Consider the following 16733-nt stretch of genomic DNA (forward strand, 5'->3'; position numbering starts at 1 on the left):
TGACACGTGGAGCTGACGGATACTAATAGATCGAGGACTTAACTAACTTATTTGATATCGTTTGTTTACTCTTATTTAGTTTTCAGGGTATAATTTACAAAAAAACCTTGCATTTCTTTTAAGAAATGAATATAATAAAACCTGTCTTGATTTTAAGATATTGTCTGGTAATGATGGCGAGAAGGTCACACCTGTTTCCATACCGAACACAGAAGTTAAGCTTCTCAGCGCCGATGGTAATTGGGGCATTGCCCTTGTGAGAGTAGGACGTTGCCAGGCAAGATAAGTAAAGAAAGGTATTACACCTCGAAAGTTAGATTTTACTCTATCTTTCGAGGTGTTTTAGTATAACCAAATATAGTGGAGATAGAATGTAAGTTGAATAATCCATCTCTTTTTGCGAACTGGAACAGAACTTTTTCTTGAAGAATCAACAGAACCGCTTAAAGCAGTGCTGGAGGAGTATTCAATTTAAGCCCTCAAAGTATATGTAAAAAGCACGCCCATCTTGAAGGCGTGCTTACTAAAATTGGTTATGCCATGCCGAAAGGTCCAAGCTTCTGAGTGTTTCCTCCACCATTTCCACTCATGCCTGCCACGAATGGCAGCATTTTTGAAATGGCTTGGCCGAAATTTTGGTTGTTTTTAGTCATCGTATAATACGTTGCTGCTCCAACTCCAACGGAAGCGAGTATTGGTAACCATTTTCCTTTTGTTTGCACTCGGAACCAACCCTTTCTGTGCTAAAGTTTTTGTCCCCAATACATGATTAGAATCCCCCAATTGAGTAAAAAAATAAGAGGAATCAACTACCAGGTGTAGATGTTTCGAATGCAGCATTCATTCCAGCAAGCCTACCGGTGACTAAAGCAGATGTAATATTATATCCACCAGTGTAACCATGAATATCTAAAATCTCACCACAGAAATATAATCGGTCCATCATTTTCGATTGCATTGTGTTAGGGACGATTTCCTTAATCGAAACACCTCCACCTGTCACGAATGCTTTTTCAAGTGGTAGAGACCCGTTTACTGTATAGGTGAAATGTTTAAAACCTTGTACAATGGAACGAAGTGTTTCCTTTCCAATATTTGCTGCCTTCTGATCCTCTTTAACGTTATTCTTTTCGAGGATAAAGTTTAGAAATCTTTCTGGAACGATTCCCTTTAATATATTTTTTATTGCTTTTTTAGGATTTTCAGCAATTGTTACAAGAAGTTCCTGGTACAGTTCTTCCTCATGCTTGTCTGGTAATACATCTAAATGCATGGTTACTAATTTCTTCCCTTTCATAAGCTCTTTGACAACAAATTGAGAGCATCGTAAAACTGCTGGTCCCGATACACCGAAATGAGTAAAAATCATATCCATTCTATGTGTGATGATCGGTTTATTTTTATCGTTTAAAACAGAAAGGGTAATACTTCTTAGAGAAAGGCCTTGTAATTTCTTTTGTTTAATAAATTCTTCACTAGAAGTTAAGGCGACTTCTGTTGGATATAATTCTGTTATCGTATGACCTGCCTTTTTTGCCCATGCATAACCGTCTCCTGTTGACCCTGTATGAGGAACGGCTTTTCCACCAGCTGCAATGACTATCGCACCTGTTTCGATTTTATCGCCATTTTCAAGAATGACGGTATGTGCACTTTCTCCATAGTGTATAGCATTCACAGGTGTATTTAATTTTACTTCTACACCAAGCTGTTCCATTTTGTTTATTAATGCTTGGACGACATCTTTTGCAGAGTTAGATACCGGGAACATACGTCCATGATCTTCTTCCTTTAATGCAACACCAAGTCCTTCGAAGAAGTCGATAATGTCGTAATTATTAAAGACTGAAAAGGCACTATATAAAAACCGACCATTTCCCGGGATATGCTTAATAACTTCGTCTTGAGGAAGTCGGTTAGTAACATTACATCGACCACCACCAGATATAGCGAGTTTTTTTCCTAATTTATTACCTTTTTCAATTAGCATGGTTCTAGCACCGTGTTCAGCTGCAGCGATAGAAGCCATTAATCCTGATGGGCCACCACCAATTACTATTACGTCATAATTCAAGCGTACTCATTCCTTTCAAGTGTTAATTTTAACATTTTACACTTGATGTACTCAATTTTTAGGTGAAATAAAGTCATGTTTTGCAGCTTTGTTATCGTTAAAACCGATTTTTTTCTTATGGAGCAAGGTTTAAGTGCTTTTCTACCTATATTAATAATATAATGGTTAACGAAATGTATATAATTGTAAGTTAAGGTTATCTATCGGAACGGTAGTATGTTAAAATAGGCTTATTGTGATATTTTAAATTGTAGATGCAGGTGAAAAAATGTCAAAATCAACAATCGTAAGGGGTGCTTTCCTGTTAACGGGGGCGTCTTTTTTATCGAAGTTTTTAGGAATGATATATGTAATACCCTTTAATGCAATGGTAGGGCCAGAAGGTGTGGCTCTTTATTCATATGCTTACCTCCCGTATAGTATTTTAATCACTATAGCTACGGTCGGTATTCCGTTAGCAGTTTCGAAGTTCATATCGAAATATAACTCCTTAGGGGATTATTATACTGGAATGCGAATGTTTAAAACCGGTATGTCGCTAATGGCAATTACAGGTATTATTACATTTCTGGGTCTCTTCTTTAGTGCGGAGTTAATTGCAAATCTAATCATTTCAGACGATGAATTACATAATACTGTAGAAGATGTTACGATGGTCATTCGTATGGTTAGCTTTGCTTTAATTATTACTCCTTCTATGAGTATTATGCGGGGCTTTTTTCAAGGAAATCAATCGATGGGACCAACAGCTGTTTCCCAAGTTATAGAGCAAATTGCAAGAATCGTGTTTTTATTGGTAGCAGCATTTCTTATTATCTATATATTTAACGGAACGACTACCACCGCAGTAGGCTATGCAACATTTGCTGCATTCATAGGTGCCATTTTCTCTTATGGCGTCTTGTTAATCTATTGGAAAAAACGTAAACCTTTTATCGATAAGAAACTCGCGGAACAAAAATCGGTACATGATATACCAAAAAAAGAGTTAATGCGAGAATTATTACGTTATGCAGGACCTTTTGTTATTGTTTCTCTAGCTATTCCACTGTTTCAAATAGTTGATACGGTTACGTTTAACCGAACAATGGTAGCAATCGGACAGGGTGAAATTTCTGAGGCGTTATTTGGGTCGATTTATTCGTTAAGTCATAAGCTAGTCATTATACCAGTTACGATAGCAACAGGATTATCTTTAGCTGTTATGCCAGTTGTCACATCCTCCTTCACCCAAGGAGAAAAGCCTCTATTAAATAATCAAATTAACCAGGCACTTCAAATTATACTGGTATTGGTTATTCCTGCATCATTTGGATTAACCATGCTCTCATCAGAAGCGTATGGTACCTTATTTGGTGGATTGGAAACGTTAAGCTTAACTGGACCATTACTCGGTTGGTATGCGCCTGTTGGCATCTTATTTGCTTTATTGACTGTAACAGCGTCAATTTTACAAGGGATTAATCAGCAAAATCATGCTGTCTTTAATTTATGTGCCGGATTTTTATTTAAAGTGCTTTTTAATATACAGTTCATTCATATGTTTGGTGCAAAAGGATCTATTTTTGCTACTGCGATTGGGTTAACTATTGCAGTAGTGTTGAATCTCATCCGTATTAGAAGTACAGTAGGATTCCAATTTAAACCAATCTTTAAACGCACCATTCTTACGGGGATTTTTGTTGTCATCATGTGGATTGTGATTTTATTGGTTAAATTAATTATGGGAGCAATATTCCCATATGAAGAAACGAGACTGGGATTAATGCTTATGCTTTTCCTTGGCGTTTCAATTGGTGGCTATGTATACCTATGGTTTGCATACAAGTCTACATTATTAGAGCGGGTATTTGGAGAGAGAGTACGTATTTTAAGTAAGATTTTCAGGTAGTTTTGAGGTGCTGATATGAGAATAGATAAATTACTTGCCAATATGGGTTACGGTTCCCGTAAAGATGTGAAAGCATTAGTGAAGAAGAAACGGGTTACGTTAAATGAACTAGTTGTCAAGGATAGTGGTCTAAAGGTTGATACGGAGAAAGACATAGTCAAAGTGGATGATCAGGTTGTCATCTATAAACCATTTGTTTATCTTATGATGAATAAGCCTCCTGGGGTGGTCTCAGCGACAGAGGATCATCGTGATAAGACAGTAGTTGATATACTAACACCAGAGTTACAACATTTTAACCCCTTTCCTGTTGGTCGATTAGATAAAGATACAGAAGGGTTATTATTACTAACCAATGATGGCCAATTAGCTCATCAATTACTTTCACCAAAAAAAGATGTGGGAAAAACATATTATGCTAAAATATCGGGGATGGTAACCGATAAAGAGGTTGAGCTGTTTTCAAATGGAGTTACATTAGATGATGGCTATAAGACAAAACCAGCAAAGTTAACCATCATTGCTTCTGGTGATATTTCAGAAATTGAAATAGTCATTACGGAGGGGAAGTTTCATCAGGTGAAGCGGATGTTCGAAGCTGTCGGAAAAAAAGTTGTCTATTTGAAGCGACTAAGTATGGGGGAGCTAAAGCTGGATTCTTCTTTAAGATTAGGGGAATATCGTGAGTTGACTGAAGAAGAACTTTCTTATTGTCAATTTATTAAGTGAGGGATATAAATGGGACAAATTCCACATTATTTTATCGCTATACCGGTTTCAACTGAATTAAAAGAGAAATTCTTCACTTGGCAAGAATCGTTGAAACAAAATATATCGTATAAAGTATGGCCACATCAAGAAGACTTACACATTACATTGAAGTTTCTAGGTGCTGTTGAGGAGCAGCAGCTAAAACAGTTGCGAAATAATTTAGCGACTATTATTCATACTGCATTTACATTAACTGTAGGTGGGATTGGAACCTTTGGAAAGCATGACAACCCGCGTGTAGTTTGGGCTGGTGTAAAAAAAAATACAAATCTTGAAGGGTTATTTTTAAAAATTGAATCAGTTGTAACAGAAATTGGATTTCCAAGCGAAAATAGACCTTACAGACCGCATATCACACTTGCGAAGAAATGGTTAGAATCATATCATGCAAGAGCTTTAGATGAGGCGAAGGAACAATTTGCAGCTGATTACTTCCAAATGAATGTAGATGAGTTTGTTTTGTATCAAATTTATCCTTCTAAATCACCAAAATATCAGATTGTGGAACGTTATCGGTTAAAGAGGGGGTAATCGATTGGCTCAGTTAATTAAATTACAAAATTACATTACACGATATGAATGGGATATATATCGTTATCCGAGTCAATTTATTCGATATAAGCAAGATAATTGGAAGAAGCTTCTAAATTTATGGAACAATCCCGAGCTCTTGTCGACTTTGTCTGACATAGAAGAAGAGCAAAAAAAACCATCGAAATGGAATTTGTTCCAAAGAAAAAAAGTACAAGATGAAGTAGTGGAAGATACAAAGCATGACGTTATTCTTCCAAATACGGAAGAAGAGCTAAAACATTATTTCTTGAATCAACTTATTCCATTTCAGTTTAAATGGGCTACATCAACTATATCAAACGTTTCTTTTGTTGCACCAAAATATTATAAAGACGAATTACTTCACTACTTTTTAAAACGGTTTCCTGATACCTATTTAGTAATGTATTATCCTGTTTTCGAGATACGGAAGGCGCCAGTTGAAGGGGAGATTATACTTATCAGTCCATTAGGTATTGAAATTATTTATGTATTGGAACCAAATCAGAATACAATGATTACCGCATCGGATGATAGAAGCTGGGTCTTGGAGAATGGTGTTAAAAGTATGAAGCAGTTAAGTCCGATCTTTGCACTAAAGCGGACGGAGAAGATTGTAAAAGGGATATTAGATAAATATGATATTTCATTTCCTATACATAAGGTCGTCCTCTCTCGGACAAATATCATCAATTTTTTAAAAGAACCATATCATACTAGAATTATAGGAAAACATGAATATGATCAATGGTTTCAGGAAAAAAGATCACTCAACTCGCCATTAAAAAGTGTTCAATTAAAGGCAGCAGAGGCTTTGTTAAAACATTGCCAATCATCTTATGTAAAGCGTCCAGAATGGGTGGACGAAGAAGAATTTGACGGCGGAATGATGGAAGAAGAGGGTTAATATATGTATATCTTCATGGAAGCATGCTCCCGAATGGGAATTAGATGGGAAGAGAGAAATAATCGAGGATTGTTGGATGGTGACGGTTGCTAATCATTAGTATTATGGTGGAGGGATGAAAATCATCCCTAATGCAAAAATTCAACCGAATGTCCTGCCGGTGTTAGTTATTCATGGTATTTCTAAATGGAAAGTGTTAGGATTGTTTTTAACTGTTTTTATTGGGAAGCATATTCGTTTAAAGAAGTAGATTTATATCATGTGAGTTAATTCTTAATAAAAACGCAAAAGGCAATTTGTTTTCAAGTTGATGGGCAAACAGAAGTATATAGTTCGTGTAAAATTGTTAAAGATAAACAAGCTATCCAAATAATGGGGACTAATTTTTCCTAATAAATTGGATAGACAACTTGAAAATAATGATAGAATTCGATAATCTATTAACATGTCTGTAATTTTTGTTGATTATTTTTTGATATGGGGAATGTATGATGGAATGGTTTAAGAAGGTTTTTGGTGAAGAATGGGAAATTACGCCTGCTGGTGGACTAACTGGGGAGGCTTATTTTGCCAAAAAAGATTCGAAGCAACTTTTTCTTAAACGAAATTCATCCCCATTTTTAGCAGTATTATCAGCTGAAGGGATTGTTCCTAAGCTAGTATGGACAAAACGATTAAACAATGGTGATGTGGTAACTGCTCAAAAATGGTTAGAGGGAAGGGAACTTAGACCAGCCGAAATGCAATATCAACGAGTAGCTGATCTACTTCATAAAATTCACCATTCCACTGAATTATTGCATATGTTGCTACGCCTAGGAAAAAAGCCTATTACAGCCGATGATTATATACAATCAATTGAAAAACGTTTAAATGCTAATCGAATCGAGAACGCCACAGTAGAAATTAAAGATGGTTTAGCCTATTTAAATAACTATTTACCTATTGCTAGACAACATAATCAAACGGTTTGTCATGGAGATATGAACCATCATAATATACTGTTAACGGATGACGGTCAGTTATATTTAATAGACTGGGATAATGCAATGATTGCCGATCCGATTTTAGATTATGGAAAGGTTCTGAATTCCTATATTCCAAAAGAGAACTGGAGAGAATGGCTCCAGCAGTATGGAATGGAATTAGATAAGCCGTTTTTAATTAGAATGTATTGGTACTTAATTGTTGACGCGCTCTCTTTCTTAGCCTTTCATTATGAGCGAAATGAAATGGATAAGTATGAAGAGCGTCTGATAGAGTTAAAAGAACTTAATTTACAAATGAGATTATTGTAAATTATTTTGTTCAATGGCGGAAATCCAATTAGTAATATTATCCTTATTGCTCATAATATGCTCCTCTTGATTTTGAACACTTTCTCCTTGTCTACCGTAATTGTAGATTTCCGGTAAAAGCTGTAAGAGTTGTTCGTTAGATATGGAATTATTTGCCATCATGGATTTTACTAACCTTTTTATTTGTTGATATTCAGATACTTGAGCACAACATTCAGTTTGTTGCTCGTCTAAAATGTCTAATAATAATTCTAGTTGATGATTTACTGTCAATGACATGTGACTTCACCTCATGGAATAGTATTCGATAATTTATTAAAAATATGTAAAAGTAGTAGAAAGAGGTGTCCTATATTGCGTCAGCGTAATAAACCTTGGGCCGATGATTTTTTGCGTGAAAATACCCATTTAGTAATCCCAAATCCAAGTGAATATAAAAATAAATGGAAGGAACTTTTTGGAAATGACAATCCAATTCACGTCGAAGTTGGTACAGGAAAAGGCCAATTTATTGTAGGGATGGCCAAACAATACCCTAATATTAACTTTATCGGTATAGAGCTTTCCAAAAGTGTTATCGTAACTGCTGCAGAGAAGGTTCAAGAATCAGGGCAATCCAATATCCTGTTAATTCAAGAAAATGCAGAGAATCTTACCGACATTTTTATGGAAAATGAAGTTTCAACCATATACTTGAATTTCTCCGACCCATGGCCGAAAAATCGTCATGCCAAGAGAAGGCTCACTTTCCATACATTTCTAAAGCGATATGAAGCAACATTGGCTTATAATGGAGAATTAATCTTTAAAACAGATAACCGTGGTCTCTTCGAATATTCGTTAGTTAGCTTCTCCGAATATGGTATGCTATTAAAGGAGATCAGTCTTGATTTGCATAAGGATCATGATCCAGAAAATGTCATGACGGAGTATGAAGAAAAATTTTCTGCAAAAGGACAGCCAATTTACCGGTGTAAGGCAGTTTTTCAAGAGGAGTAGCAACTCCTCTTTTTTTTATTTGTTGGACGATAGATAAATTAGGGAAATGGTACAGAATGAAAGAAAAGCTATTGGAAGAGTCTAGAAGAAACAGTAATTAAGTCTCGTTTGATAGCGTTTGCAAGATTATGCACCTTCCTATACACTATTATTAGGAAGGATGAAGGGGGAGATTGGATGGAGAAATTGCAAGTAGGCCGTGCCACCTTAACTTGGTTAAGTGGAGGAGTGAATCACTTAGATGGTGGTGCAATGTTTGGTGTTGTACCAAAGGCCTTATGGTCCAGAAAGTATCCAGTGAATGATAAAAATCAGATAGAACTAAGAACCGATCCGATTTTACTGCAAATTGATGGTCAGAATATGTTAATTGATACAGGTATGGGGATTGATAAATTAACAGAAAAACAAAAGCGAAACTTCGGTGTGCTTGAGGAGTCGATGCTTGAGAAATCGTTAGCTAAACTTAATTTAACCACTAGTGATATTGATAAAGTATTGATGACGCATTTACATTTTGATCATGCTTGTGGATTAACAAAAAAAGTAGATGAAACATATGAATCTGTATTCCGAAATGCAAAGATTTTTACTTCACAAGTGGAATGGGATGAGATGAGAAACCCTAATATTCGCTCCGTGAATACATATTGGGAAATGAACTGGGAGTCCATTGTCGATCAGGTAGAGCCTTTTCAAGAAAAAATTGAAATTGTCCCTGGCTTAAAAATGATTCATACGGGTGGTCATAGTGATGGTCATTCCATTATCGTATTCGAAGATAAAGAGGAAACGTTTATTCATATGGCAGATTTAATGGCAACGAATGCGCATCAGAACAAGCTGTGGGCGATGGCCTATGATGATTATCCAGTAACTTCCGTCCATCAAAAAGAAAAATGGATGGAATATGGTTATCAAAAGCAGGCATGGTTTACGTTTTATCACGATGCATTTTACCGCGCTATTAAATTTAACCTACAAGGTGAACAAACAGATGTCGTGGAAAGAGAGCGATACGAGTATTAACTAAAATCAAGAAATCCCTCGATCTATTAGGTATTAAAAAAGTAGCCTAACAAAGCTGTAAGGCTACTTTTTAATGTACATTAAACCGATTCTACGACGTCAATGACGGCACCAGTGTCTGCATCTGCATAAAATTCGTATTGTTTATTCTGTCCATCAATACTACGTGTAACACCACCACGATATGCATTGTACTGTAGGCCATTTTTTTCAATAGGCTCAGGTTTCATATAAATCCAAGAACCACTAATGGGTCCTTGCTTTTTGAATGTTTCTTTGGCGTATTTCAATGCCTTTTCAGGTGTTATCTTTTGATATTGATCGATTTGCTGCTTTGCTAAGTATCCAGCAGCAAAGGCTACACCAGCTGCTACTACAGTTTTTTTCCAACTCATTATCTCACCTCATGCTTTAAACTTTTTTCACATGTCAGTCTAGTTTTTAGTATACCGTAATTAGAACAAAATAGAAAATATTATTGAATTGTGGAAACAATTTAGTCCTTTCGGTATACTTAAGAAGTAGTGATAAGGAATGGAGGGTTACATAGATGAATCAAGAAACGTTACAATTATTTAAAACTTTAACAGAATTACAAGGTGCACCTGGTAACGAACATCCAGTTCGTGCCTTCATGAAAAGTGAGCTTGAAAAATATGCAGATGAAGTAATTCAAGATAACCTCGGTGGTGTATTTGGAGTTAAAAAAGGAAGCGGCCCTCGTGTAATGGTTGCAGGACATATGGACGAAGTTGGCTTTATGGTAACACAAATTACGAAAGCTGGACTTATTCGCTTCCAAACTTTAGGTGGCTGGTGGAGTCAAGTATTACTTGCTCAGCGTGTACAAATTATGACAGAGAATGGGCCAATAATAGGTGTTATTAGTTCAATCCCTCCACATAATTTAACACCAGAACAACGTAATAAACCTATGGATATTAAAAATATGTTAATAGACATAGGTGCTGATGATAAAGAGGACGCAGAAAAAATCGGAATTAAACCAGGACAAACCATCGTGCCAATTTGCCCATTTACACCGATGGCGAATGAAAAGAAGATTTTAGCTAAAGCATGGGATAATCGTTATGGTTGTGGACTTTCTATTGAACTATTAAAAGAATTACAAGGTGAAACGCTCCCTAACGAATTGTACTCTGGAGCAACCGTACAAGAAGAAGTAGGATTAAGAGGCGCGAAAGTTGCAGCAAATATGATTAATCCCGACATCTTCTACGCACTGGATGCATCGCCTGCCAATGATATGACAGGAAGTGAAAGTGAATTTGGTAAATTAGGTAAAGGGGCTTTATTACGTATCTTTGATCGTTCGATGATTACGCATCGGGGAATGCGGGAATTCATTTTAGATACGGCTGAATCTAATAATATTCCATATCAATATTTCATCTCCCAAGGTGGAACTGATGCAGGGAGTGTACATCTTTCAGGTAATGGCGTACCATCTGCAGTTGTCGGTATTTGCTCACGCTATATCCATACAGCAGCATCTATTATTCATGTGGATGATTACGCTGCTGCAAAAGAACTGTTAGTGAAACTGGTAAAATCTACAGATCAAAATACGGTCGATACTATTCGTAAACAATAATGAAATAGCAAACCAGCTACTCGTCCTAATGAGTAGCTGGTTTTTTTATGATTAAAAAGGATATTACATGTTTATATTTACATATTTAATAGTATTGTAGCTTATATAAAGCCATGAATAAATGCATTTCTTCTTGATAAAGCTAGGCGCATAAGTACGCATATCTATGCCATCATTCGAGAAAAAACAGCCATGTCATCCATACCGCGACAAAGTTAGTTTTCAAGTATCTTGAAGTGAAGATAATTGTAGCATATGATTTTAAGTAGAAGTTAGACACATATAATAATGAAAGGGAGAGATATAATGGCAAAGTCAACCATTAAAGTAAAGGTTCAACAATTCGGTAACTTCCTAAGCTCTATGGTATTGCCAAACATAGGTGCATTTATTGCATGGGGACTAATTACTGCATTATTTATAGCAGATGGCTTCTTTCCAAATGAAAGCCTTGCCAAACTAGTCGATCCAATGGTCTTTTACTTACTACCATTATTAATTGGTTATACAGGTGGTAAATTGATTCATGATCAACGAGGTGGTGTCGTAGGTGCAATTGCAACAATGGGAGTTATTGTGGGGGCACCAGATACACCGATGTTTTTAGGAGCTATGATTATGGGACCACTTGGTGGTTTCGTAATTAAAAAGTTTGACCAGGCAATCGAAGGCAAAATCAAATCAGGATTTGAAATGCTAATCAATAACTTTTCAGCTGGAATTCTTGGTGGATTACTTGCAATTCTTTCATTTTTAGGTATCGGTCCAGCTGTAAACGGATTCACACAATTACTTGTTGGGGGAGTAGATTGGTTAATAGGTGTAGGTCTGTTACCATTAACTAGTATCTTCATCGAACCTGCAAAGATTCTATTCTTGAATAATGCAATCAATCATGGAATCCTTTCTCCAATTGGTTTAGAACAAGCGAGATCTGTAGGACAATCCATTCTTTTCCTATTAGAAGCAAACCCAGGACCAGGTCTTGGTGTGTTATTAGCCTTTATGCTGTTTGGGAAAGGTACTGCAAAGCAATCAGCATCAGGGGCTGGAATCATTCATTTCTTTGGGGGTATTCATGAAATATACTTCCCATATGTATTGATGAAACCTATGCTGTTAATTTCCGTTATTCTAGGTGGTATGAGCGGTATTTTTACACTAGTAATATTAGGCGGAGGTCTAGCTGCTCCTGCTTCTCCAGGTAGTATCTTTGCTATAGCAGCTGTTACACCAGGGAATGCAAGTGTTTATTTTGCCAACTTTGCAGCAGTATTCGTAGCAACAGCCGTTTCGTTTATTATTTCTTCATTTGTGTTAAAATCAAGTAAACAAGATGAGGATAATATTGAAGAGGCAACGAATAAAATGCAAGAAATGAAAGGGAAGAAAAGCTCTGTTGCAGGAGCATTGCAATCTAATTCAGGAACTCTTCCTGAAAAGGTAACTAAAATTGTTTTCGCTTGTGATGCTGGTATGGGATCAAGTGCAATGGGGGCTTCCTTGCTACGTAAAAAAGTAAAAGAAGCAAATCTAGATGTTACAGTTACCAATTCAGCTATTAGTAATTTAACCAATGACGCACAAATCGTTATTACACAAAATGAGTTAACACCACGAGCTAAAAGTAAACTGCCAGAAGCCTATCATATTTCGGTAGATAACTTCTTATCAAGTCCAGAATATGATAAGTTGATTGACCAATTACAAAATGGTGTCACAAAAGAGCAAACAGAATTAGTCGAAGAAACCGTAGCAGAGGTAACAGATGTAGATCATAATCAAGATAATGATGATTTATTACGAGAGGAAAATATTTTCCTAAATCAAGAATTTGCTACGAAGGAAGAGGCAATTCGTTTCGCCGGTGAAGTACTAGTGAAAGCTGGTTACGTTGAAGAAAGCTATGTGGATGCGATGATTGATCGTGAAAAGCTAACGTCAACGTATATGGGAAATAATGTTGCCATTCCACATGGTACTGAAGAGGCGAAAAAAGCTGTATTGCGTTCAGGATTTACCGTGCTTCAAGTTCCAAATGGGGTTGACTTTGATGGTCAAAAAGCAAAGCTAATCTTTGGAATAGCTGGTAAGGATGGTACACATTTAGATATTCTTTCTGGTATTGCTATTGTTTGCTCCGATGAGAAAAATGTTGAACAAATGGTACAAGCCAAAACAGCCAAAGAATTGTTAACAATTATTAATAGTAAATAAAGTAGAAAATGAGTAGAAAGATGGTGAATAACTGTCTTTCTATTCGTTATTTTCGTTCAGATACATCTCAATTAATTAGAAACGAGTGGGTAGAATGTTTATTACGTCAAGAGAAAAATCGATCATTGATTTAGTAATGAAGACGTCAGGTAAGCACACACCACAATCACTTGCTAGCTATCTCCATGTAAGTGTAAGAACGATACAGCGCGATTTAAAGGCTGTAGAAAACATCTTGAAATCTTTTGAATTACTATTAAAGCGGACAACCAATGATGGATTAATGATAGAAGGAAAGAACGAACATATTTTTAAATTAATGCAGCAGCTTTATTATGTACATCCAACAGATGAAACACCTGAGGAAAAAAAGCTGCAGCTGTTAATTATTTTATTACATGAAGGATCGTTTTTTAAAATTAAGGTGTTAGCACATCAGCTAGGGGTGAGTGTGACAACTCTTGCATCCTACCTAGACGATTTAACCAACTGGCTAGATAAATTTACGATAGACTTGTCGAGAAAAAGAGGCGTTGGCGTTAGTATTACAGGAAATGAAGCAAATAAACGGCGTGCTTTAGCAACCTATCTATTGTTTCATTTTCATGAAGAATTATTAGAAAGCTTATATATTCTGATGAAGGATATGGAATTAGAAGATTCTGTTCTTGGTTATTTTCCTCCTGACTATTTGATGATTATTGATGAGCTAGTGAATCGTATGTTTGAGAAAGGTAAGATGCGGTTAGCTGATAATGATTATTTAGGGCTTGTCGTTCACATTGCGATTACCCTTAAGCGAGTAGAGAGTAATTTTTTACTAGATGAACCAATAGGAGAAATAGAGGAAGAAGAAACAACAAATGCTTTTCAACTCATGGATCAGCTATGTGATGAGCTAAAATCTAAATTATCCATCCCATTAACCAAGAGAGATGTACAATATCTAGCAGTGATACTGAAAGGTTCTAAGCTGCAAGATTCAGATACAATTGCTTATGACCGCATTATGCTCGGACAAATTATTAAAAATATCATACAAGATGTATCTAGCCAATTACATGTGGATTTAACACGGGATTTTTCATTGTTTCAGGGGTTATTTGCCCACATGGAACCTTCCATATTTCGCTTAAAACATCAAACAGGCTTGTTCAATCCGTTAACAGCCCAAATAAAGAAGAAATATCCTGTATTGTTTATGGCAGTTCGAAACAGTCTGGAGAAGGAAATTCCGGATATTAGCTTTCCCGATGATGAAGTTGCTTTTATCGTTCTTCACTTCGGTTCTGCCTTATTGATGAATGAAGAGAAGCCTACTATACATGGTGTGGTTGTCTGTCCTACAGGGATTGGTACATCTAAAATGTTGGCTAGTCGTATTAAGAAGGAATTCCAGGAGATTAATACCATTGAAGTTAAAACAATTAAAGAAATGCAACAATCAAATGTAGACGAATTTGACATTATTATTTCCACTGTTCGGTTACCATTTGATGAGGTTCATTATATCCTTGTCTCCCCATTATTAAGTGATGAAGACATACAAATGATTCGCAGCTATTTACAGAGTAATCTTCAACAACTAACAGGAAAAAAAGAGTATGTGAAAATTAGGGATAAAGAGATGAGACAGGAATCATCAAGCCTATTAGATGTTTTACAGGAAATGAAAGACGTTCAAACTGGTATAGAAGCAATTCTTAACAATTTGCGTATATATCGAAAGAGTATTCCAGACTATACATGCGTACTGAAAGAAATGGTAATAGAGTTGGAACAAGAATCCTTAATTACAGATGCTGATGTCGTGTTTCAGAAGCTTTTAGACAGAGAAAAAATGGGAGGTCTTGGAATTCCGCATACGAATATGGGGCTATTCCATTGTCGGGATGACAGTATACAAGAGCTTATCTTTCAAATATGTCATTTAGACTCTCCTTGTGTAATTAAGGGGATGGATGGAAAAGAAGTTACTTTGAAGCACTTATTGTTAATGCTATCTCCTGACAAACTTAGCTTAAAAGAACAAGAAATACTAAGTCTAATCAGCACAAGTTTAATTGAAACGGATACAGCTTTGATGATCTATTCTTCCTCTAATGAAGAAATGATAAGAGGTAAATTAGAGGATTTATTTTCAACCTACCTACAAAATAAATGGATAAAGGAATGATAGAAATGAAACAAGCAGTTCATTTTGGTGCAGGTAATATTGGTAGAGGATTTATTGGAGCCTTATTTTCCAATTCGGGATATCATGTAACCTTCGTAGATATTGCAGATCAAATTATTAATCAATTAAATGAACAAAAGAGCTATCAAGTAATTCTTGCAACAGATCAACAAGAAACAACTACAATAAACCATGTCTCAGGACTGAACAATATGACACAGGAGCAAGAAGTCATCGAAGTTATCACGAATGCGACCTATTTAACGACTGCAATCGGTCCAAATATCTTACCGAGAATTGCACCGTTAATTGCACGTGGAATCTTGGAAAGAGTATACCAAACAGATGAGCCACTATATGTCATTGCATGTGAGAATCAAATTGGTGCTACAAATATTTTGAAAGAACATATCTTTGATAATCTTGATGAAGATACGAAAGAAAGGTTAGCTGGTAAAGTATTTTTCTTTAATTCTGCTGTTGACCGTATTGTTCCAATTCAAAAGAATAATACGTCACTTGATGTACTAGTGGAGCCATATTATGAGTGGGTTGTAGAAACAGAAGCTGTTATTCCACACGTAGAAGGCATGACGACGGTTAAAGAGCTAGCTCCATTTATTGAAAGGAAACTATTTACGGTTAATACAGGACATGCTGTGATAGCTTATCTCGGTTACTTAAATGGAAAATCAACGATTGATAAAACATTAGCCGATGAAGCAATCGTTAATCAAGTAGAAGCAACCTTAAAAGAGACCGGTGATTACTTAGTTAAACAGTATGGTTTAGACAAAGAGGAACACGGTAAGTATATCCAAAAGATTATCGATCGATTTAAGAACTCGCATTTAAATGATGGTGTGACTAGAGTAGGACGTGCCCCTATTCGTAAGTTAGGGCCGGAAGATCGCCTAGTTCGTCCAGCAACAGAAGCACAAAAGGCCGGATTACCGTATACAAATTTAGCTAAAGCAATCGCTGCTGCGCTATTATTTGATTATCAAGAGGACGAAGAAGCAGTCAAACTTCAAACGATGATTAAAGAAAGTGGAATTGCTAAAGTGTTATCAGAAGTTAGTAACTTACCAGAGGAAAGTGAAATTACCCAAGAAATTATGAAACAATATGATGCACTAAAATAATACTATACTCGGAATAATAGTAAGATAGGGTAGAGGCTGGGACATAACGAATAGAATTA

The 16733-nt window shown here is 36.1% G+C and carries 15 protein-coding genes, 1 rRNA gene and 1 pseudogene; 13 read left to right on the top strand and 4 right to left on the bottom strand.

Annotated elements, in window-relative coordinates; genetic code table 11:
- Positions 1-163 precede the first annotated feature (163 nt).
- Positions 164-279: ribosomal RNA gene (rrf, locus tag ACSKT4_RS07695) — 5S ribosomal RNA — on the top strand.
- A gap of 254 nt (positions 280-533) precedes the next feature.
- On the opposite strand, the gene ACSKT4_RS07700 is transcribed toward rrf, so the two are convergent.
- Complete coding sequence (locus ACSKT4_RS07700) at positions 534-722, bottom strand: hypothetical protein (RefSeq protein ID WP_186871300.1); 189 nt, start codon at positions 720-722, stop codon at positions 534-536.
- A gap of 83 nt (positions 723-805) precedes the next feature.
- Positions 806-2074 carry a BaiN/RdsA family NAD(P)/FAD-dependent oxidoreductase gene (locus ACSKT4_RS07705; protein ID WP_186871301.1) on the bottom strand — a complete coding sequence of 423 codons (1269 nt, stop codon included), beginning with the start codon at positions 2072-2074 and terminating at the stop codon, positions 806-808.
- A gap of 268 nt (positions 2075-2342) precedes the next feature.
- On the opposite strand from ACSKT4_RS07705, the gene ACSKT4_RS07710 reads away from it, so the two are divergent.
- From ACSKT4_RS07710 to ACSKT4_RS07735, 6 genes and pseudogenes are all read left to right on the top strand, one after another.
- Positions 2343-3965, top strand: coding sequence for a putative polysaccharide biosynthesis protein (locus tag ACSKT4_RS07710; protein ID WP_465823136.1), 1623 nt, complete (start codon positions 2343-2345; stop codon positions 3963-3965).
- Between the two features lie 15 nt (positions 3966-3980).
- Positions 3981-4694, top strand: coding sequence for a pseudouridine synthase (locus ACSKT4_RS07715; protein WP_186871303.1), 714 nt, complete (start codon positions 3981-3983; stop codon positions 4692-4694).
- Between the two features lie 9 nt (positions 4695-4703).
- On the top strand, positions 4704-5267 hold the full coding sequence (gene thpR / locus ACSKT4_RS07720; RefSeq protein WP_186871304.1) for an RNA 2',3'-cyclic phosphodiesterase: 564 nt from the start codon (positions 4704-4706) through the stop codon (positions 5265-5267).
- Between the two features lie 4 nt (positions 5268-5271).
- Entirely contained in the window at positions 5272-6195 is a 924-nt protein-coding gene (locus tag ACSKT4_RS07725; RefSeq protein WP_186871305.1) for an NERD domain-containing protein, read from the top strand.
- A gap of 112 nt (positions 6196-6307) precedes the next feature.
- Positions 6308-6445: pseudogene (locus ACSKT4_RS07730) on the top strand (diacylglycerol/lipid kinase family protein); the annotation flags it as partial.
- 241 nt (positions 6446-6686) lie between these two features.
- Positions 6687-7493 (top strand): phosphotransferase family protein, encoded by an 807-nt coding sequence (locus tag ACSKT4_RS07735; RefSeq protein WP_186871306.1) that lies wholly within the window; start codon positions 6687-6689, stop codon positions 7491-7493.
- Here ACSKT4_RS07735 and ACSKT4_RS07740 read toward each other — a convergent pair.
- Positions 7485-7772 (bottom strand): YtzH-like family protein, encoded by a 288-nt coding sequence (locus ACSKT4_RS07740; RefSeq protein ID WP_186871307.1) that lies wholly within the window; start codon positions 7770-7772, stop codon positions 7485-7487. The two genes, ACSKT4_RS07735 and ACSKT4_RS07740, sit on opposite strands and share 9 nt — an antisense overlap.
- A gap of 75 nt (positions 7773-7847) precedes the next feature.
- On the opposite strand from ACSKT4_RS07740, the gene trmB reads away from it, so the two are divergent.
- Both trmB and ACSKT4_RS07750 read left to right on the top strand, forming a co-directional pair.
- Positions 7848-8492, top strand: coding sequence for a tRNA (guanosine(46)-N7)-methyltransferase TrmB (gene trmB, locus ACSKT4_RS07745; protein WP_186871308.1), 645 nt, complete (start codon positions 7848-7850; stop codon positions 8490-8492).
- A 177-nt stretch (positions 8493-8669) separates the two neighbouring features.
- Entirely contained in the window at positions 8670-9521 is an 852-nt protein-coding gene (locus tag ACSKT4_RS07750; RefSeq protein ID WP_186871309.1) for a YtnP family quorum-quenching lactonase, read from the top strand.
- Between the two features lie 80 nt (positions 9522-9601).
- On the opposite strand, the gene ACSKT4_RS07755 is transcribed toward ACSKT4_RS07750, so the two are convergent.
- Positions 9602-9916 carry a PepSY domain-containing protein gene (locus ACSKT4_RS07755; RefSeq protein WP_186871310.1) on the bottom strand — a complete coding sequence of 105 codons (315 nt, stop codon included), beginning with the start codon at positions 9914-9916 and terminating at the stop codon, positions 9602-9604.
- Between the two features lie 155 nt (positions 9917-10071).
- On the opposite strand from ACSKT4_RS07755, the gene ACSKT4_RS07760 reads away from it, so the two are divergent.
- From ACSKT4_RS07760 to ACSKT4_RS07775, 4 genes are all read left to right on the top strand, one after another.
- Positions 10072-11136 (top strand): M42 family metallopeptidase, encoded by a 1065-nt coding sequence (locus ACSKT4_RS07760; RefSeq protein WP_186871311.1) that lies wholly within the window; start codon positions 10072-10074, stop codon positions 11134-11136.
- Positions 11137-11442: 306 nt separating this feature from the next.
- Positions 11443-13353, top strand: a complete 1911-nt coding sequence (locus tag ACSKT4_RS07765; protein ID WP_186871312.1) for a PTS mannitol transporter subunit IICBA — start codon at positions 11443-11445, stop codon at positions 13351-13353.
- 94 nt (positions 13354-13447) lie between these two features.
- Positions 13448-15529 carry a BglG family transcription antiterminator gene (locus ACSKT4_RS07770; RefSeq protein WP_186871313.1) on the top strand — a complete coding sequence of 694 codons (2082 nt, stop codon included), beginning with the start codon at positions 13448-13450 and terminating at the stop codon, positions 15527-15529.
- Between the two features lie 5 nt (positions 15530-15534).
- Entirely contained in the window at positions 15535-16674 is a 1140-nt protein-coding gene (locus ACSKT4_RS07775) for a mannitol-1-phosphate 5-dehydrogenase (RefSeq protein ID WP_186871353.1), read from the top strand.
- The last annotated feature ends 59 nt before the right edge of the window (positions 16675-16733 follow it).

This window comes from Ornithinibacillus liuyingii, assembly GCF_055550225.1.